Genomic DNA, 19,943 nt, shown 5'->3' on the forward strand with positions numbered 1-19,943 from the left:
TTAACTTGTCAGTGGCTCGTGGTGAGATTAGTACATGAGCCCCAAGAATCCTCTCGCGAGCCGTCTCCCGTCCCGGTCTCATCGTGCCACTTTGGTCCTGGGCGCGCCAGGAACCGGCAAGACCAGCAGTCTGATTGAACGTGCATTCGATCATGTGGGAGGCAGCGAAGCAGAGGGTGCATCGGCGGAGGAGATTCTTCTCCTTGCCCCTACGCGTACCCTTGCGGATCAGTTGCGCGATGGGTTCTCCCACAAGCTGTCCGCGACCATTTCCACTCCGCCGGCGAGGGCTTGGCATTCTTACGCATTCGACATCCTGCGGCGGGCACACGCCGAAGGACTCCTGGAAGGAGTGGAATTCGAGCCTCGGTTGCTCACCGGACCGGAACAAGACGTTCTGATCGGAGAAATGCTGCTGGCCCACTCGAACGGTCTAGGAAAACAGCCGCCGTGGCCCGAGGACCTGAAGGAAGCTCTGGATACGCGAGGATTCCGCCGTGAAATCCGTGAGTTCTTGGACCGTTGCGCAGAATTTGATCTCAGCCCGGACCGGGTCCGAGAGTTGGGGAATGCACTGAACCATCCGGAGTGGGTTGCAGCCTCGGACTTCCGTGTGGAATACGAACAGCTGAGGCGGCTGAGGATGCCGCAGGCCTACGACCCCTCGGCACTGATCCACCAGGCCGCTAATTTCCTCGAGAGCAACCCTGAGTTCTTGGCCAAAGAGCATGAGCGCTTGCGTCTGATCCTGGTCGATGACCTCCAGGAGGCTACACCGGCCATCATGAGGCTCCTCGAGTCGATGGCACCGGCGGCCGCAGTCAACCCGCCCCAACTGGTGATGACCGCTTGCACGGATACTGTGGTCCAGGGGTTCCGTGGAGCCCGGCCCGAGGTCTTGGCGGAACTAGGATCCCGGCTCAAGGCTTACCCTGAGATAGAAACCCTACGACTCGATCGACAGCACAGGCTGCCGAGCCCCATAGCGGATTCCCTGCGTCGCGTGAGCGAGAGAATTCCAGTGGTTGCCAGAGCACGTCACGATCGCTCGCCCGAACCATCGGAAGCTGTACTCGCACGATCGGCTCGAGCCGGGATCACGATCCGCCTGACGGCTTCTGCCCAGCACGAATTGAGGCTCATCTCGCAAGGTATTCTCGAGGAGCATGTGAAAGGCGGTCGTCCGCTCGGGGACATGGCCGTGGTCGTGAGAGACGGCGCCTCATTGGCGAGGATCAAGCGCCACCTGGAATCCGACGGAATCCCGGTATCCATCCCGGTGGCAGAGACACCCTTGCGAGAGGAACCTGCGGTTCGCCCGTTCCTGGATGCCCTGTGGCTGGCCAGCGGCGAACACGGTCCGGCGGATATTTCCAGGGCACTTTCGCTTCTGACCTCGAGGCTCGGTGGGGCCAGCCCGAACACGGTCAGACGTATCCGTCAGTCGCTGAGAGCAGCAGAATTGAGACGGGGCGGAACTCGCTCGAGTGACGAGCTCATCGTAGAAGTCCTCAACGGGAGCGTGGGTGCCTCGACCCTGACTGCAGAACCTCACCGCAATTCTTCGGATGCTTCTGGCCTCCGGACCGACGAACCTCTTGAGAGGTTGCACTCCGTGTTGAGCGCCGGAAAACGGGCCATGGAAGAGGAAACATCCACCGCTGAAACCGTGTTGTGGGCACTGTGGGAAACCAGTGGGCTCGCCCAGGAGTGGCTCAGTACATCCAAGGGAACCGGCCCGGCCGCTCAACGCGCGCATCGTGATCTCGATGCCATGCTCGCACTTTTCGAAACTGCTGAGCGTTATGTGGACCAGCAACCGGGTGCGGGCGCGAGGGAATTCCTGGAATACATCGACAGCCAGGACCTTCCCATGGATACTTTGGCTCCCCGCTCTACGAGCCACGCCTCGGTTGCGCTGGTGACACCCGCTTCTGCGGCGGGCCGCGAATGGGCCTGGGTGCACGTCGCGTCAGTACAGCAGGGGAGCTGGCCGAACACGACGCTACGCGGCGGTCTCCTGAGCACACCGGAACTCTCCGACGTGGTACTCCTAGGCGTAGAGCAAGCAGTTCGCGTGACCCGTAGGAACCGTCTGCGAGAAACCCGGTACGACGAACTTCGAATGTTCGCGACCGCCATCAGCAGATGTACGTCGCAACTGGTCGTCAGCGCGGTCGCGAATGAGGAGGATGAGCCGAGCGAGTTCCTCGACATCCTTGATCCCGTGGCCATGACGGAAGCGGTCGTGAGCCCAGTCAGGCGCCCTATGACGATGCGAGGACTGATCGCGGAACTTCGATTGTGGGCGCAATCCGCGGATCATCCCGGGCTCGCTTTCCGGGCCGCAGAACAACTCGCGCGCCTTGCTCAAGAGCCACAGTCACCGGAATCCAGAGGCAACGGGAACAGGCGGGGCCAAGAGATGGTGGGCATTCCGGGGGCTCATCCACGGGATTGGTGGGGGCTTGCTCCCCTGACCGATGAGAGCGCACCCCTCAATGTCAATGATCCGGTTCCGGTCTCACCCTCCAAACTCGAAACCATTCGGCGTTCGCCCCTCGATTGGTTCGTCAGTTCCGCTGGCGGGGAACCGGCAACCGACCTGTCCAGGTCGGTCGGAAACCTGATCCACGAGATCGCCCAGGACATGCCGGATGCCCCAGGTCATGAACTGGAAGAGGAACTCGGGCGACGGTTCGGGGCGCTAGGGTTGTCGGATACATGGGAGACCCGGGTCGTCTACGAACGAGCCGTAACCATGATCCGTAAATTTGCCGCGTATGCAGTGGACTCCCGTGCCTCGTTCGGGCGGAAACTCATCGGCGTCGAAGGCGCCTTCGAAGTGCTCGTTCCGGGGCCCGCGAGGGATGCCCTGCTGTCCGGAAGGGTCGATCGTCTCGAAATCGATGAATTGGGCCGTTATGTCGTGATCGACCTCAAAACGGGCAAGAGTGCTCCGTCGGCCGCGGACGTCACGCAGCATCCGCAGCTTGCTGCGTATCAGGTCGCGCTCGAGGCCGGCGCCGGAACGGTGATGTTCGATCACGATGAGCCTGCATCTGTCCGTGAAACACCCCTGAGGTTCGACGGAGCCAGTGTCACCGAGCTGTCTGGGGGAGCTGCGCTGGTTCAGCTGGGAACCTCCACCAAGGCGTACAAGGTCCAGGCCCAAGAACCATTGACAGAAGAGGATTCCTGGGCCGTTGACCTGATCCGAAAATGTGCCGAGCTCGTGGCTCATGAGCGGTTCCAGGCACGGCACACGGATTCGGCCGGGGGATTCGGCCTCACATGCCGTCTTCCGGAAATATGTCCCTTGTGTTCGTCAGGAAGGCAGGTCACGCAACCGTGAACCGCATCGAGTATCCAGACCGGATTCGCTACTCGCCGGAAGACATCGCAACGGCTCTCGGCCACAATCTGCCGACCGAAGAACAATCGAAGATCATCAGCGCAGATTTGTCACCGAGGCTTGTGGTTGCGGGCGCCGGCTCCGGCAAGACGGCAACGATGGTCGACCGCGTCGTGTGGTTGGTTGTCAATGGACTGGTCCGACCCGACGAAATCCTCGGAGTCACGTTCACCAAGAAAGCTGCCGGGGAGCTCAGGCATCGCATGGCTCAGAGGTTGGTCGCGTTGCGTGAGGAAGGCCTCTACCAGCCCGAGGCCGATTCCGACGAGCCTGTTCTCGATCCCACCGTCAGCACCTATCACGCCTACGCAAAATCGTTGGTCTCGGAGTACGGACTTCGGATCGGCGTTGAGAAGGATGCGACCCAGCTCGGACAAGCGCAATGCTTCCAGCTGGTAGCCCAGATTGTCGAGAACTGGGATGGGGAATTGCCGGAGAAGATCCCGGCGGCGTCGACCCTCATCACCGAGGTGCTTCAACTCTCGGGGGAATGTGCGGAGCACCTGCGGACCCCTGAAGAAGTCGAGGACTTCTGCCGGCGCAGCCTGTCGTCGTTGAAGAACATGCCGAACAACCACCCCAAGAAACTCAAGAAAGAAGAGAAACTCCGGGGAACCCTCGTCGAAAAGCTCGAACAAAAACTATTGGTCGCAAGGCTGACGGAGCGGTATCGGCGTATCAAACAAGCTATGCAGGTCATGGATTTTGGCGATCTGCTTGCCTACGCCGCAACCATGGCTCGAGGGATCGATTGCATGGGCAGCGAACAGCGTCAGCTCTATCGGGTGGTACTGCTGGACGAATTCCAGGACACGTCCCATGCGCAGATGGTCCTCTTCTCAAGTCTGTTCGGAAACGGACACAGCGTCATGGCCGTGGGAGACCCTAAACAGTCGATCTACGGGTTCCGAGGTGCCTCGGAAGGGCAGCTCTTCGACTTCTACCGTTACTTCCCTTCACCCCACCAAGACGCCGACTACTTGTCCGTAGCTTGGAGAAACGGAACACGGATACTCGACGCGGCCAATCGGATTGCGCGCCCCCTGTCCGCCCAGGGCGAATGGGTCCGCGCCGCTTCACCGGTTCACGTCCCAGACCTGGTTGCACGACCTGAGGCCCCGGAAGGCCGGCTTATGACCGGAATATGGGGAACGGACCAAGACGAGGCCGAAGCCATCGTTTCGACCATCGCTGCGCACCGATCGGACGCTGACCTCGAGGGCCGAGAGGTTCCCAGCTCTGCGGTCCTCTGCCGAACCCGTCGTCACATGGAGACCATCCGTTTGGAATGCGAACGCCAATCGGTGCCGTATCAATTGGTTGGCCTGGGAGGGCTTGTAGAAACGCCCGAAGTAACCGACCTCGTAGCTGTCCTGCGGGTGTTGTCCGATCCGGCCCGTTCAGATTCTTTGATGCGTCTCTTGGCAGGGGCTCGCTGGCGGATCGGACCTCGGGATCTCATGGCCCTGAACGATTGGGCACGCTTCCTCGCCCGTCGACGCAAGAGATCCGTTCTCACCGGTATGGCGGAGGACCTCGCGACACCGGAAGGTCGAATTCCAGGGGAAGAGCATCTTGTTCCGGCCGATCCACAATCCGAGTTGCATGAAGCTTCACAACGGCTCGAAGATCTCTTGCGCACCGGAGGGGACCAGAGCGAAAGCTCGAGCCTGATCGAGGCGATCGAGACCCTTCCCGAGGCAGGTTGGACCTCAGCGGCCGGCCGATCACTGAGTGCGGAGGCCAGGCAAAGACTTGTCAGGCTTCAGCAGGAGCTGGAGGAACTCCGGGGCTACTTGGGCGAGGATCTGACAAGCCTGCTGTACCACATTGAGCGTGTCACCATGTTGGACCTGGAACTCGCATCCAAGCCGGGACGGGATGTGCATCAGGCGCGAGCCAATGTAGATGCCTTTTATCAGGCAGTAGCTGACTATTGCGCGGCTGCACCGCGCTTGGCAGCCAGCTTGGACGCCGGCTCCAGCTTCAGTGGGGCCTCGGGGACAGAGGGTCTGGAGATCACCGAACTCAAGGAGCATCGGTACACGGTGACCTCGTCGGCGACGGGAGTGACCGCTTTTCTTGCGTGGCTCGAAGCGACCATTGCCGAGGAATCCGGTCTGTCCATGCCCGTCCAGCCCTCAGAGTCGTCCGCTGTGCAGATCCTGACCGTCCACGCGGCGAAGGGCCTCGAATGGGATGAGGTCTACGTTCAAGGACTCACGGAAGGCGGGTTCCCCTCGGACAAAACCGAATCGTGGTTCTCGGATGTCGGAGCTTTACCTTGGGCGCTGCGCGGAGACACCAAATACCTGCCTGCACTCAACCTCGGAGTCGGGTCAACCCAAGAGCTCGAGGAATCCGGACAAGAATTCAGCCAGCACAATCTTGCCAGGATCGTTTCCGAGGAGCGTCGTCTGGCATATGTGGCAACGACCAGGGCCAGGAACGTGCTCTTCCTCGCGTCAAGTCACTGGAGCGGAACCAAAGCCAAACCCAATTCGCTTTCACGATTCGTGGAGGAGATTTCCGAAGAATTCGATCCGACGTCGCCCGCCATCGAGTGGGTCAACGAGGCTCCTGTGCCGGAGGAAGGAACAAAGAACCCACAGGGCGAGCGGATTTATGCGGCCCTATGGCCCTTTGACCCGCTGACGAGGCCCTTCGTCAGCGAATGGGGGTCTGAGGAAGAACTCAACGATCTCGCCATGGCGGAAGACCACGGAGCAGCGGAATTGGATCCGGGGCCCGTGGTATCCAGGCGCGTTGACGTCGAGAGAGCCGCGTCGCTGGTTCTGTCTCACATGCACACGGACTCCGGTACTGACTCAATGGGGCCCGCTCCCGACGCGTCGCTGAGTCTCCCATCGAACGAGTTGCCGGATCCGACGGATTGGGCCGAGGAGACAAGCCTCCTGCTGGCTCTTCACCGGGCTAGAGCAGACAGCGGGGGAAGCCCTGAACTGCCGACGCACCTCAGCGCATCTCTGCTCGTGGGCCTCGCGCAGGATCCGGAGAGGATCCTCGAACAGATCCGGAGGCCAATGCCCCGCCGACCCGAAACATCGGCCCGTGCCGGAACCAGATTCCATGAATGGGTCGAGGAACACTACGGTGCCGCAGGGATGCTGGATCTCGGAGAGGGCTTAGCCGACCCGGAAGAAGGAGACGGCGCCGGACTTGCTGCCCTGCAGGAGTCCTTCCGGACGAGCCCATGGTTCGACCGCCAGCCGTGGGCCATCGAATACCCCATCGAAACACCGCTCGCTGGCTTCACGGTCCGCGGAAGAATCGACGCGATATTCCGCAATGAGAATGCAACGGGGAAAGTCCAGTGGGAACTGGTCGACTGGAAAACCGGTCGGGTCCCCCGAGGAGCTGACCTCACGCACAAAACGGTCCAATTGGCCGTATACAAGATGGGATTCGCGCGGCTTCATGATGTTGATCCTGAAGACATCTCCGCGGCCTTCTACTACGTCGCGCACGCAAAAACCATCAGGCCCCGCAAGGTCGCGGACGAGACCGAATTGATCGACCTGGTGAAACGCATGCAAAACACAGCTCCAGGAACGAAGTGAAAAGTTCCGCTACGGCCGGTCGACTGTGGAAATAGGCCCCGTCGGGTCCTCGCTCGGTCTTGCACGAGAAGACCCATGTCCGCTCGCACGGGCGCCGGCGTTAGCCGAAGTTCGGGCAGGTTCCCTCGAATCAGGGGTGGTCCCACGCGTCGTATCACTCTGCGATGAAGGGGTCGCAGCCGGCCGTATGTCCGAGGTAGCCGACGAAGAAGAAATGGCCCCGGACTCTCGGAGATCATCTTCCAGCGTCCTGAGCATTGAGACGGCTTCGTCCACGGTCTCCCGGTCCTTCTGCTCGACTCCCCGTGCAAGCCACTGAGCCAGCGCAAACTCTGCGTGAAGGTAAGCTCGCCGAAGCAAATGTTGGTCGGGTGCGTGCGGAAGTTGGACAGAGTAGACCTCGATGATCGAATCCGTGAATTCCTGGTCCGGGCAACTCATCAGCCAGGAGAAATCCAGCGCAGGATCCCCGACGTGCAGGTCATGCCATCCACGGACTGCCGTCAGCCGGGTTCCGTCCAGAACCAAATTGTCCTCGGTCAGGTCGCCATGGACTACGGTAGGCCGGAACTGCCACATGCTCTCGTCCTCCAGCCAGGCTTCCCAACGCCGGAGGAGCGCGGACGGAACTTTGCCCGTGCTTGCCGTTCGGTCGAGTTCCGAGAGCATCCTCTTGCGGCACTGTTCGTGGGAGTACATCGGAAGGTCGGCTTCCTGAACCATCTCCGCCGGGAGAGTGTGGATTGTGGCGACGGCTTTGCCCACCTGAGTTGCGAGGGGATCGCGTTCCGGTGACACGACGTGGGAACGCCGCGCTAGTTCTTCGATGTCCAAAACCTCCCCAGGAACCTCTGGATACACAAAAGTTTTGAGGCCACGGCTGTCAGCCGACCCCACTACCGTGGGCAATTGGAATGGGAGGCGTGCGCGCAACCCGGGAGAAAATGAATGCAGTATGACGTGCTCGGACTCGAGTCGCACACTGGCTTCATGATTCTGCGGGGCGCGCACAATCCACCGCTGGCGAGCGGAGTCGACAACGAGCGCGGAACCATAGTCCGGGTTGTCTTCCTCGTACGCGTACGCGGCCACGGGGAAGAGGCCCGGCACTCCTGCCGAGGCCATAGCGGCTAACGTTAACGGTGTTAATTTCACTCGTTCAGAGTACTAGAGACAGATGGAAGCAAGCTGATCACGTGAACCACCAATTTGTCACACAGCCCACACCCCCGCTTGGGCCCGATTTGCTGGGGACATACCCCATTCGGCGCATCGACGACGGACGCCTGAGAGCCGAACTCATGGATTCAGCTCTGAGCGATTCTTCGACCCGAGTTTTGATGCTTGACCAGGGAAAAGTTCCGACGGCGTGGTCTGAGGGCCGCGCCGGTGTTGCGTGGGTTGCACCCACCGAAGGCCTCGACGTCGTCGCATATCTCGGTACGTCGGAGGACGGGGCCCCGATACTCCTGGCTCGCGCTCCGCACACCAGGCCGGAAGACCTTCAAGCCGGTGATCCTTGGCCGGAGGAACACGAGCAGAACTCACAGATCGGGGGTGAGAACATCCAGTGGCTGGGCCTCAGGGACGCGGCTCCCGTTCTGAGCAAGGAAGAAAGCACGTGGCTGAGCATCGGGATCGCTCTCATGAACTGGCACTCCAGCTACAAATTCTGTCCCACCTGCGGTTCCCCCTGCCATCCGGACCCCACCGGGTGGGTACGAATCTGTGAATCAGAAGGTCGCGAACTCTTTCCTCGAACCGATCCGGCCGTGATTTCGGCCGTGGTCCACACGGACGACAGCGGCGTGGATCGCCTTCTCCTGGGACATTCGGCGTCCTGGCCCGAAGATCGTTACTCGACCTTTGCGGGATTCGTCGAGTCGGGCGAGTCCCTGGAAGCTGCCGTTGCGCGGGAGATCTACGAAGAAGCGGGCGTCGAGATCGATGAAGCGACCTATCTGGGATCGCAGCCCTGGCCTTTTCCACGCTCGCTCATGCTCGGTTTCGTCGCGCATGCAACTCGGCTCGAGTCGGCCAGGCCGGACGGCAAAGAGATTTCCAGTGTTCGATGGTTCACGCGGGACGAGCTCGAGACCGCTGTCTCATCGGCGGAGATCCGCCTGCCGGACAGTGTCTCGATCGCTCATCACCTGATCGCCAATTGGTACGGTGGACCTTTGCCTCAATCGCCAGCGGATTCTGACGACCGGGGTCCTTCCGGAGATGACTACCAATCCGATACTGAGGAGGCGACTCAGCGCTGAAAACCGCAGCCGAATTGCTGATCCCGGGGGAACCGCCTAGCCCCGACCAGATCCTCGAGGGCCTCGACCCCGAGCAGCGAGAGGTCGCCACGAGCCTGCAAGGGCCAGTGTGCGTGTTGGCAGGAGCCGGGACGGGCAAGACCCGGGCGATCACCCATCGGATCGCATACGGAATTGCTTCCGGCGCGTACGTGGGACAGCGTGTCCTCGCCCTGACCTTCACCTCACGTGCAGCCAATGAAATGCGGAATCGGCTTCGTTCCTTGGGTGCAGCAGGGGTGCAGACTCGCACTTTCCACGCCGCAGCGTTGCGCCAACTCCAATATTTCTGGCCCCAAGCCGTCGGAGGGACCCCGCCTCAGCTCATTTCGGGCAAGGCGCGATTCATCTCCGAAGTTGCATCTCGCCTTCGATTCAGCACGGATCGCGCGATCATTCGGGATCTGGCCGCAGAGATCGAATGGGCAAAAGTCTCGATGCTCACGCCGGATACGTTGGAAGAGCACCTGGGACATAGGGAACTGCCCACAGGATTTACCCCGTTGAGCATGGCCCGGATCATGCGCGGCTATGAGGATCTCAAAACCGAGCGGAATGCTATCGACTTCGAAGACGTTCTCCTCGCCACGATCGCCATCCTCGAGGAAGATCCGGCGGTCGCCGCAGCGGTGCGACAGCAGTACCGCCACTTCGTCGTGGACGAATACCAGGACGTCTCTCCACTCCAGCAACGCCTGCTTGACTGCTGGCTCGGTGGTCGTGACGAACTGTGCGTCGTCGGAGACGCTTCGCAGACCATTTACTCCTTCACGGGCGCGACGTCGCGGCACCTGTTGGAATTTCCACGCCGTCATCCCGAGGGCAAAGTCATCAAACTCGTGCGGGATTATCGGTCCACTCCACAAGTGGTGACCCTGGCCAATCGATTGCTCACGGCCCGCAAACCCTCGCGGGACTCGACCCCCGGGGCATGGGCGCCACCCTTGGAATTGCGTGCCCAGCGACCCAGCGGACCCGATGTGGAATGGTTCGAATACGCTGATGACGAGCAAGAAGCCGCTGGTATCGCCGAGGACATATCGGACTTGGTGTCCAAGGACGGCATCGACCCTGCCGAGATTGCGGTCCTCTTCCGGACCAATGGACAGTCTCAGGCGATCGAACAGGCGCTCACGGATGCTGGCGTCGGCTACCAATTGCGAGGCACCGAGAAGTTCTTCAACCGGCCTGAGGTCAAACAGGCCATCCTCCAGATTCGCTCGTCAGCGAGAGCCGCCGCCGATGAGCCCGCCCCGCAGCTCGTCAGGGACTGCCTGGCATCGCTCGGGTATCGCGACAAGCCACCGGCCAGTACCGGTTCTGTGCGCTCGAAATGGGAGTCCTTGGCCGCCTTGGTCTCCTTGGCCGACAGGCTCGCCAAGGCTCATGAGGAAAAGACAGGCTCGGGCGAATCGACATTCACCATGTCGATGCTGGTCGACGATCTGACACGACGTGTTGCCCATCAGGACGCGCCAGTCATGAGCGGTGTGACGCTCGCGTCCTTGCACTCAGCCAAAGGCCTTGAATGGGATGCCGTGTTCCTGTGCGGCCTGAGCGAAGGCCTCATGCCGATCAGCTTCGCCGAAACGGGTGACGAAATTGATGAGGAACGCAGGCTGCTGTATGTGGGGGTCACCCGCGCTCGCGAGCGGTTGACCCTGTCGTGGTCGCTCTCCCGCACGCCCGGGGGTCGAGCTCATCGAAAGCGCTCCCGTTTCCTCGATGGCATAGCGCCGAGAACACAGTCCTGAACCTCCCGGTCGGCTCCGAGCGAGCAGACGCAATCAGGCCAGACGCTTTGGTCCTCGTCCGGCCCCCGACGCCCGGATGCGACCGTGTCCATGAGCCGCAATAGCTGTGTGGGTGACAATCCGGTTTCGCACCCGGTGGAGTCCTTTGCGGTGCCAGCCGCAAGAATACAATCCGGGCACCGGCGACGAGCCCATGTCGTCGTATTGCAAGGCAGTACCTCTCCGTGCTCGTCTCGACGAAGCTGCAAACAGGGGACGTCCGGTGCCACCGGGAGGTCCCAATCGGTTTCCTGATCAGGCCAGCACGTGTGGACGATAACGTCCGGGTGAACGACGAGTTCACCCAGCCAAGGATTCGGCGGGCCCCACCGGTCGTGCCCCGGATACAAGGCCTCGATATATCGGTCTTCGGGCCGATAGCCGCCGCTGACCAGAACCTCGGGCACATGTGTCGCCAAAGTCCACGTGAGGCACCGTACGCGGGGCCGTCCGCGGTGGAAAGGTCGATAGCTGCTCGACAGTGTGTCGACGGCGTCCACCGTCGAGCGATCGCACAGCATGGGAAATGCAGCCGAAGCCCGCACGTAATGCGATACTGCGTCAGCCACCGGCCCCGGAATCCCGATGAACAGGGGCCGAGGCAGGCTCGTCCGAGTCGATTTCGCGGTAGGCACGGATGTGGTCCTCGACGGGCTCGCACTGTGAAAACGCTCTTCGGCGGAGCGGAGAACACGGAAGTCGGTCATGCCCCTACTCTGCCTGGTCTCTCGGCCGGCAACCGGGTAATCCACAGGCAACCGGTGCGGTACCGATTCACTGCGAGGGTGCGTCCGTGGCCGTATTTGCTCCGCGCCGGTAAACTTCTGTCGATGCCAGGACTTGCTTCTCGCGAACGGCTCGCCGCAACGCGCACACGACCAGAGGTCGAGATCAGACGTTCCGCACGACGGCGAAAGACCATTTCCGCCCGCTGGGAAGGGAAAATGATCGTCCTTCTGGTGCCTGGCACCATGGCGACGCCGGTCGCCCGGGACTACCTCGAACGGTTGCTTCCCAAATTGCTGTCGGAACGATCTGGGGCTCGTGATGACCCTCGACGAACCGACGCGTATCTGGGGGAGCGGGCATCGGTGATCGCCCGGTCCTATCTCGACGACCGCGTCAAACCGGTGTCCATAGGCTGGGTGACCAATCAGAACACGCGGTGGGGCTCAACTACTCCCGCAACCGGCAGGATAAGAATCTCACACCACCTGTGGGGTGCGCCCGAATTCGTTGTGGACTACGTGATCCATCACGAGCTCTGTCATCTCGTCGAACCGTCTCACAACAACCATTTCAAAAAGCTCGAGGCTCAATTCCCGTACGTCGAGCTGGCCAAAGCCTTCTTGGAAGGCATTATTTTCGAAAGACACCGCCTGGACACAGAAAGCTCCGGTCCTTTGGAGTAAAGGGCCGGAGCTTTCCGCCTGGGACGACGGATCGTGACGTCGGTGGTTACTGGGCCTGGGGGCCGCGACCGGAATCCTCGGGTCCGTCGGAACCTGACTCCGGATCGTCTTGGCCTTCGTCGTAGCCTCCCGAGAGAAGCTTCTCCAGAGCGGCGTCCATCTCTTCGTCGGTAGCGTTCAAAAGGTCGCGTGCAGAACCGAAGTTCTCAGGCTGGTCCAGGTCTTCATCGGTGGGCAGATTCTCTGGGGCGGACCAGAGGGCGTCACGCTTCTCGACGCCGTGCTCTTCCTCGTAGCCCTTCCAGAACTGTGAGGCCTCGCGCAGTCGGCGGGGTCGGAGCTCCAAACCGATGAGCGATCCGAACGCTTTCTCCGCCGGGCCACCGCCGGCACGACGGCGCCGCAGAGTTTCGGTCAGCGCCGCGGCACTCGGAAGGTTCTTTGTCGCTTCCGTGCTAACGTGATCCACCCAGCCCTCGACGAGTGCCAGCAACGTTTCCAGCCGTCGCAAGGTCACTTCCTGGTCATCGGTGAGCGTCGGTTTGAAGATGTCGCCGGACAGCGCGTCCTGAAGGGACTCGGGATTCATAGGGTCCATGTCCCGGGTCGCCTCTTCGATACGGTCCATATCCACGTGGATACCACGGGAATATCGCTGGATGAGCTCCATGATGTTCTCACGCAACCAAGGATTGGCGTGGAATAGCCGAATATGGGCCGCCTCGCGAACCGCCAGGAACAGCATGACTTCCTGCGCGGGCAGGTCAAGGCCTTCGCCGAATTCGGCGATATTCGATGGCAGGAGAGCGGATCGGCCGGGGGCGAGAGGAAGACCGATGTCAGTTGAGGAGACGACTTCCTTCGACAATTCACCGACTGCTTGGCCCAGCTGCATGGCGAACATCATTCCGCTCATGCCTCCAATCACGGAGGCACCTTGGCCCAGCATCGACTTCATTTCCTCGGGCATCTGTTGTGTCAAGGCCTCGCTCATCGCCTCGGTCACGGAATTGGCAACCGGCTCCGAGATCTCACGGAATGTGTCGAAGCAGTTCTCGATCCATTCGTTGCGCGACCATCCTTCGTCGGATAACGAGGCACGGTTGAAATCGATCGCGGGATCGAGCCATAGCTGTGCCAATTGGGCGGCATCCTTGACGGCGGACTTCTGGTTGCTGGTGACCGAAGGATCTTTCTCCGCGGAGGCAATGCGACGGGCATGTTCGCGTGCTTGGCCCCAATTCGGAGAGCCATCGGAGTTCATCCCGGACATCATCGACTGAATCTGGGAAAACATCCCGGACATCATGGCTGGGTCGACCGGCAGGGCCATCCCTTGCAAGTCCTCCGGGTTGATGCCTTGACCAGAGGAGAGCTTCCGGAACAACTCCTCGAAAGGGTTGTCCTCGTTGTCGTCGTTCTTGCCGTTGTTGTACGGATTATTCGTACTCATGACACCTCGTGGTCGTTGGTTGCCGTGAGGTCGAATGCGCTCACGACATTTCTTCTCTAGACCTCATTAAAGAGCAATGGGACCTAACGCGTCAGTCCCCACCCTCGATTTTCAGCTCATGGCACATAGGCCGGGCGTCGCGAACAACTCGACGTCGTCCGACCAAGGAGCTGCCCAGTTCAGTGCGTTAAGATGGCGGGGCAGTTTGCTGACCGATGTAAGAGAGTTCGACGATGCCCCATCTCCAGACCCGATCCCTGCGATCTGGGAGATTCCGTCGACCGCAACTGGGAACAGTCGCAGGCTTGGCAACACTCGGTCTCGTGGCGGCAGGAGCCCTTCTTCCCCCCGACTTCGTGACGGAAGGCGCGGGACCGACTTTCAATACGATCGGTGACTACCAGGGAAAGCAACTCATCTCGATTTCCGGACATCCGACGTACAAGGCCGACGGCGACTTGGATATGACGACGGTTTATGTCGCCGGTGGCCCTAACGGTGCGACGGGTGCGCTCAATGTCCTGAGCGCTTGGTTCAACAAAGACTCGACGGCACTTCCCGCGGACGCGCTCTACCAGCCAACCATGACACAGCAGCAGGTCAGCTCGCAGAACACGGCGGATATGGCCAATTCGCAATCCTCGGCCCAGGCGGCCGCGGCGAAACACCTCAACCTCGATTACAGCACCACGCTTACCGTGCAGGGAGCTACTGATGATGCCGCCGCGAAGCTCGGCAAGGGGGATGTGCTGAAGTCCGTCGACGGAAAACCTCTCAAGACGTACGAGCAGCTCAAAAAGACTCTTGCCGACGGGAAGGGCGCTCCGATCGAGCTCGGCTATACGAAAGGCGCGGACGGCGAAGAGAAAACCATTCGAGCGACTCCTCAGAAGGATTCTTCCTCGGGCGAGTACCGCCTTGGTCTATATCTGAAGTCCGACTATGACTTTCCTTTCCATGTCGACTACGGGCTCGATTCCGTGGGCGGCCCGAGCGCCGGCATGATGTTCACGCTCGGCATCATCGATGAAATGACCGAAGGAAGCATGACGGGCGGAAAGCATTTCGCCGGTACAGGGACCATTGATGCGGACGGAAAAGTCGGGGCGATCGGCGGAATTCGTCAGAAAATGATCGGAGCCGAGAATTCAGGCGCGAGCACATTCCTGGCCCCGGCGGACAACTGCGATGAAGTCGTGGGTCACATTCCGGACGGACTTTCCGTGGTGAAGGTTTCGACGATCGACGACGCCGTCCATGCCGTCGAGAAGGTCGGCAAGGGGGAGGACCCTGTTTCGCTGCCGCAATGCACTGGCTAGGCCGCCGTGGTGTGAGCGAGGATTCCGGACTGTAGTTCAATTCTTCTAGTCACAAGTGGAGTTGCACACACAAAAAGGGCAAAATGGAAGTTCACGGTTTTCCGGTCGGTGAGATCGGGTCGACCGTGTTGTGAGAACGGCATTCGCCCTTTCGCTCATCCACCGCACCGCTAGTTGAGGATTCCCGTGACCACAGGACCATCGACTCCAAGTTCACCCCGCGACAAGTCCGGAGCCACCGGCAAGAAGAAGAAACGCCCTCTTCTGACGACGTTCATCATCGTCGTGGCCTTGGTCATTGCTTTCGTTTATATCTCCCAGGTCTATACCGAGGTTCTTTGGTACGACCAACTGGGGTACATCGGGGTCTTCATCCGCGAGAATCTGATCAAGATCGCAGTATTTGCCGTAGGCGCGCTGCTCATGGGAATCGCCATCTGGCTGAGCCTTCGCACCGCCTGGAACAAGCGGCCCGTTGAGCGCCCTCAAAGGGTCAGTACCGATGAAGAGAAGTCCGCCGACGGGGAGTCCGTGAGCGATCTGCAGTCCGTGTTCAACCAGAACATGGAGCGGTATCAGCAGGCGCTCGAGCCGATGCGCCGTGTCCTTATGATCGCTATCCCGGTCGTCTTGGGCTTATTCGGCGGGATGACCATGCTTGCTCAATGGGATACCGTGGCGTTGTTCTTTATGCAGGAGCCTTTCGGGGAGAAGGATCCTCAGTTCGGCTTCGACATGTCCTTCTTCATGTTCACGTTGCCTTTCCTCCGCTTGATCGCGGGATACCTCATCACCATTCTGGTTCTCTCAGGTGTCGGGGCTCTCGTGACTCACTACCTGTACGGTGGCATCGTCGTGCATGAGAAGGGCATTACGACCACCAAGGCGCTCAAGGTCCAGATGGGCGTCATCGCGGCAGCTTTGCTCCTGGTTCTCGCGGTGAATTTCTGGTTGGCTCGCTACTCGACGTTGCTGTCGAACAAGGGCTCCTGGACCGGAGCGCTCTTCACGGATATCAACGCCGTGATGCCGACCAATGCGATTCTCTCCGTGGCCGCGCTGATCGTTGCGTTGCTCTTCGCATACTCGGCATTCGCCGGACGGTGGCGTTTGCCCCTGATCGGAACCGCGATGTTGCTCGTCGTTTCGCTGGTCGCGGGGGGCCTTTACCCGTGGGTCGTGCAGCGTTTCCAGGTGACCCCGACCGAGCAGTCCATGGAGAACCAGTACATCCAGCGGAACATTGACATGACGAGGGACGCGTACGGCCTCAGTGGCATGCAGATGCAGGATTACGACGCTACGGTCGAAACGGGCAAGGGTGCACTGGACGGGGACACTCCGACCGTGTCGAATATTCGTCTTCTCGATCCCAACGTCGTTTCGAATTCGTTTGCACAGCTTCAGCAGTTCAGGCCGTACTACCAGTTCGGAAAGACCCTGGCCGTTGATCGGTACAAAGTTGATGGGCAGAACGAGGACACCGTCATTTCGGCCCGCGAGTTGAACCCGGACCAGAACCAGGGCTGGTACAACCAGCACGTCGTGTACACGCATGGCTACGGCGTGGTTGCCGCCTACGGCAATCAGGTTCAGGCGGATGGCAAACCCAAATTCATGCAGGAGGGAATCTCTGCGAAGGGTGTCATCTCCGATGACTACCAGCCACGTATCTACTTCGGGCAGTCTTCACCGAATTATTCGATCGTGGGCGGGTCCGAAGGCGACCCCAGCCTCGAGTTGGACCGTCCCCAGACCCCCGACGACGAAGGCTCTGGGGACGCCAAATACACGTACACGGGCAATGGCGGACCGAAGGTCGGAAGCTGGTTCAACCGGCTGGCCTACGCCATCAAGTACCAGTCTTCGGACCTCCTGCTCTCCGACGCCGTGCGCTCGGATTCACAGATCCTGTACGATCGCGACCCCGGTGACCGTGTCAAGAAGGTAGCGCCTTATCTCACGGTGGACGGCAATCCGTACCCGGCTATCGTCGACAACAAGGTCGTGTGGATGGTCGATGCTTATACGACGTCCAGCAACTATCCGTATTCGACACCGACGTCTCTCGGTGACGCGACACAGGATTCCCAGACGGAAGCCGGCGGAAGCAAGGCGTTGCCGAATGAGAAGGTCAACTACATTCGCAACTCGGTCAAGGCTACAGTCGACGCCTATGACGGTTCGGTCGACCTGTACGCGTGGGACGACCAAGATCCGGTGCTGAAAGCGTGGCAGAAAGTCTTCCCGACAACGGTCAAGTCCTACAAAGACATGAGCGCGGATTTGATGGATCACGTGCGTTACCCGGAGGACTTGTTCAAGGTTCAGCGAGAGCTGCTCAACAAGTACCACGTGACCGACGCGAACAGTTTCTACGCGAGCGACGACGTCTGGCAGACGCCCAAGGATCCCACACAGGAGCAATCGCAGGATCTTCCTCCGTATTACATGTCCTTGCAGATGCCCGGTGACCAGCGCACCAGGTTCTCCCTGACGAGTTCGTTCATTCCGCAACAATCTGACTCGAACACTCGAAATGTCATGTACGGTTTCGTCTCGGCCAATGGCGACGCCGGTACCGGCAAGGATGGTGTCAAGGACCCCGACTACGGCAAGCTGAATCTGCTGGAGCTTCCGCGTCAATCGGTGGTTCCGGGCCCGGGGCAGGCGCAGAACCTGTTCGACTCGGACACGAATGTTTCGACGGAACTCAACTTGCTCCGCCAGGGCGCTTCGCGTGTGGTCAACGGTAACTTGCTCACCCTGCCAGTAGGCGGCGGCATCCTGTATGTCCAACCGGTTTACGTTCAGTCCAGTGGAGATGCGTCGTATCCGACGTTGCGCCGCGTGCTGGTCGGATTCGGTGAGAAGGTCGGTTTCGCGCCGACCCTCGACGAAGCCCTCAACAAGTTGTTCGATGGTGATTCGGGAGCGCAGACAGCGAAGGATGCGGGGGTCGACACGTCCGCGGCCGATCCTGAATCGGGCGGGGACTCCGGGGACGGCAGCTCGAGCGGCGGAGAATCGCCGGACTTGAAGAAGTCCCTCGACGCTGCGAATAAGGCCATGAAGGACTCGTCGGAGGCGATGAAGAACGGTGACTGGGCGGCTTACGGTCAGGCTCAGGATCGTTTGAACAAGGCCCTTGACGATGCCCTCAAGGCTGATGGCGCGGACGCCTCGAAAGAGAAGTAGGTCGGTTCCGTGTAATCGTCGAGCACCCGGATCGCCGGTCCGCGAGAGTGATTTCTCGCGGGCCGGTTTTTGCCGCCATCGGGAGCAGACAGGGCCCCTCATGAGGAGCAGACACGGGCTTGCACCTCGTTTTAGGTGACCTCACCCACAAATAGCCCTTTTCGTTTGCGGGGCCGGGTGAGCGTGCGTATAGTAGAACAAGTCGCCGCGGGGTGGAGCAGTTCGGTAGCTCGCCGGGCTCATAACCCGGAGGTCGCAAGTTCAAATCTTGCCCCCGCAACGAATAAAGACCACGTCAGCCTTTTGGTTGACGTGGTCTTTTGCTTTAACGCGGTCGGTTCAGGATTCGACGTGTCGGCTGTGGTTGAGGGCGTCGAGAAATACGTGAGCGACGTGCTCGTCGGCCAGGCTGTAGTAGATCGAGCGACCGGAACGCCGGCCGGTAACGAGGTGGGCTTCGCGGAGGCTGCGCAGATGCTGAGACATCAGCGGTTGCGAGATGTCGAGAAGATCGACGAGCTCGCCCACCGTTTTTTCTCCCTCGCTGAGAAGATGGATGGTCGCCGCCCGAGCGGGCGACGAGAGAGCTGAAAACAATCCGCAAACAGGCTGGTATGAATCCAGTTCAACCGGGTCGTCGGCGTTCATATGCGTCCTCCTGCATGGCCTCGCGGCCCAATGGTCGCGGCGCCAGGCCCGCGATGGGTCCTGACGCCGCCGGTGATTGTACTGGGTGTTGGTCTAGCTGTTCTGCTTCTTGAGGGCCGCCAGCCGCGCCTCAACTTCCGACTGTTCCGAGAGGTCCTCCAACGATTCGAACTGTGCATCAAGTGAAGACGAGGCGAGTTCTTCCTGTCCCCTTACTCGTGCTTCTTCGCGTCGAACCTTGTCCTCGAAGCGGCTGACCTCACTCGTGGAGTCCATGAGGTCGAAAGCACGCAGTGAATCGTTGACCTGGCTCTGGGCCTGGACGGTTTTCTGCCGCGCATTGAGCTCATCGCGTTTTCGTGACAACTCGTCCAGTTTGGAGCGCATCTTGTTGAGACCGTCCTTGAGCTTTTCCACGGTCTCGGTTTGCGAAGCGATCTGCGGTTCAGCGTCCTTGGCTTCTTTTTCCGCGCTCATTTGACGCTGGAGGGCTACTTTCGCCAGGTTATCGAATTTGTCGGCATTGGCCGTATCACCGTTGGAGCGATGCTGATCCGCCGTTCTGGATGCGGCGAGGGCCTTTCGGCCCCATTCGTCTGCTTCCTTGACGTCCTCGGCGTGGTCCTCTTCGAGCATGCGCAGGTTGCCGATGGTCTGAGCCACGGCCTGTTCAGCTTCGACGATGTTGTTTTTGTAATCCCGCACCATTTGATCGAGCATCTTTTGCGGATCCTCCGCGGAGTCGATCAAGGAGTTAATGTTGGCCTTGGCGAGTTGAGCAATGCGTCCGAAAATTGACTGCTTGACCATAGGAGTCC

At 60.3% G+C, this 19,943-nt stretch carries 11 protein-coding genes and 1 tRNA gene; 8 read left to right on the top strand and 4 right to left on the bottom strand.

The window, feature by feature from the left end:
* The first annotated feature begins 34 nt into the window (after window positions 1–34).
* Window positions 35–3,355 (top strand): ATP-dependent helicase, encoded by a 3,321-nt coding sequence (locus EWV35_RS02605; RefSeq protein ID WP_129657852.1) that lies wholly within the window; start codon window positions 35–37, stop codon window positions 3,353–3,355.
* On the top strand, window positions 3,295–6,996 hold the full coding sequence (locus EWV35_RS02610) for a UvrD-helicase domain-containing protein (RefSeq protein ID WP_129657854.1): 3,702 nt from the start codon (window positions 3,295–3,297) through the stop codon (window positions 6,994–6,996). Before EWV35_RS02605 ends, EWV35_RS02610 begins: the two co-directional genes overlap by 61 nt.
* 9 nt (window positions 6,997–7,005) lie before the next feature.
* On the opposite strand, the gene EWV35_RS02615 is transcribed toward EWV35_RS02610, so the two are convergent.
* Window positions 7,006–8,121 carry a phosphotransferase gene (locus EWV35_RS02615; protein WP_238654051.1) on the bottom strand — a complete coding sequence of 372 codons (1,116 nt, stop codon included), beginning with the start codon at window positions 8,119–8,121 and terminating at the stop codon, window positions 7,006–7,008.
* Between the two features lie 71 nt (window positions 8,122–8,192).
* On the opposite strand from EWV35_RS02615, the gene nudC reads away from it, so the two are divergent.
* The 3 genes from nudC to EWV35_RS13130 all read left to right on the top strand — a co-directional run bounded on the left by nudC (window position 8,193) and on the right by EWV35_RS13130 (window position 12,507).
* Window positions 8,193–9,263 (top strand): NAD(+) diphosphatase, encoded by a 1,071-nt coding sequence (gene nudC, locus EWV35_RS02620; protein WP_129657858.1) that lies wholly within the window; start codon window positions 8,193–8,195, stop codon window positions 9,261–9,263.
* Between the two features lie 14 nt (window positions 9,264–9,277).
* Window positions 9,278–11,056, top strand: coding sequence for an ATP-dependent helicase (locus EWV35_RS02625; protein ID WP_238654053.1), 1,779 nt, complete (start codon window positions 9,278–9,280; stop codon window positions 11,054–11,056).
* Window positions 11,057–11,925: 869 nt separating this feature from the next.
* The gene (locus tag EWV35_RS13130; protein ID WP_165168298.1) at window positions 11,926–12,507 is read left to right on the top strand and encodes a M48 metallopeptidase family protein; all 582 of its coding nucleotides are present in this window, start codon (window positions 11,926–11,928) and stop codon (window positions 12,505–12,507) included.
* Between the two features lie 46 nt (window positions 12,508–12,553).
* Here EWV35_RS13130 and EWV35_RS02635 read toward each other — a convergent pair whose 3' ends face one another.
* Entirely contained in the window at window positions 12,554–13,960 is a 1,407-nt protein-coding gene (locus EWV35_RS02635; protein ID WP_129657864.1) for a zinc-dependent metalloprotease, read from the bottom strand.
* Between the two features lie 305 nt (window positions 13,961–14,265).
* Between EWV35_RS02635 and EWV35_RS02640 the strand changes: the two genes are divergently transcribed.
* The 3 genes from EWV35_RS02640 to EWV35_RS02650 all read left to right on the top strand — a co-directional run bounded on the left by EWV35_RS02640 (window position 14,266) and on the right by EWV35_RS02650 (window position 18,757).
* Complete coding sequence (locus EWV35_RS02640; protein WP_238654055.1) at window positions 14,266–15,279, top strand: YlbL family protein; 1,014 nt, start codon at window positions 14,266–14,268, stop codon at window positions 15,277–15,279.
* Window positions 15,280–15,465: 186 nt separating this feature from the next.
* The gene (locus EWV35_RS02645; RefSeq protein ID WP_238654057.1) at window positions 15,466–18,477 is read left to right on the top strand and encodes a UPF0182 family membrane protein; all 3,012 of its coding nucleotides are present in this window, start codon (window positions 15,466–15,468) and stop codon (window positions 18,475–18,477) included.
* A gap of 206 nt (window positions 18,478–18,683) precedes the next feature.
* Window positions 18,684–18,757 (top strand) — tRNA-Met (locus tag EWV35_RS02650).
* A gap of 59 nt (window positions 18,758–18,816) precedes the next feature.
* On the opposite strand, the gene EWV35_RS02655 is transcribed toward EWV35_RS02650, so the two are convergent.
* Together EWV35_RS02655 and EWV35_RS02660 are read right to left on the bottom strand one after the other, a co-directional pair.
* Complete coding sequence (locus tag EWV35_RS02655; RefSeq protein WP_129657868.1) at window positions 18,817–19,125, bottom strand: ArsR/SmtB family transcription factor; 309 nt, start codon at window positions 19,123–19,125, stop codon at window positions 18,817–18,819.
* A 93-nt stretch (window positions 19,126–19,218) separates the two neighbouring features.
* The gene (locus EWV35_RS02660) at window positions 19,219–19,935 is read right to left on the bottom strand and encodes a PspA/IM30 family protein (RefSeq protein WP_129657870.1); all 717 of its coding nucleotides are present in this window, start codon (window positions 19,933–19,935) and stop codon (window positions 19,219–19,221) included.
* Between the last annotated feature and the right edge of the window lie 8 nt (window positions 19,936–19,943).

The organism is Rothia uropygialis, assembly GCF_004137765.1.
GTDB lineage: Bacteria > Actinomycetota > Actinomycetes > Actinomycetales > Micrococcaceae > Rothia.

What these genes read in the sequence shown, in the direction of transcription:
- EWV35_RS02605 (WP_129657852.1), top strand. Translation starts at nt 35, where the DNA reads ATGAGCCCCAAGAATCCTCTCGCGAGCCGTCTCCCGTCCCGGTCTCAT.
- EWV35_RS02610 (WP_129657854.1), top strand. Translation starts at nt 3,295, where the DNA reads ATGCCGTCTTCCGGAAATATGTCCCTTGTGTTCGTCAGGAAGGCAGGT.
- EWV35_RS02615 (WP_238654051.1), bottom strand. Translation starts at nt 8,121, where the DNA reads ATGGCCTCGGCAGGAGTGCCGGGCCTCTTCCCCGTGGCCGCGTACGCG.
- EWV35_RS13130 (WP_165168298.1), top strand. Translation starts at nt 11,926, where the DNA reads ATGCCAGGACTTGCTTCTCGCGAACGGCTCGCCGCAACGCGCACACGA.
- EWV35_RS02635 (WP_129657864.1), bottom strand. Translation starts at nt 13,960, where the DNA reads ATGAGTACGAATAATCCGTACAACAACGGCAAGAACGACGACAACGAG.
- EWV35_RS02655 (WP_129657868.1), bottom strand. Translation starts at nt 19,125, where the DNA reads ATGAACGCCGACGACCCGGTTGAACTGGATTCATACCAGCCTGTTTGC.
- EWV35_RS02660 (WP_129657870.1), bottom strand. Translation starts at nt 19,935, where the DNA reads ATGGTCAAGCAGTCAATTTTCGGACGCATTGCTCAACTCGCCAAGGCC.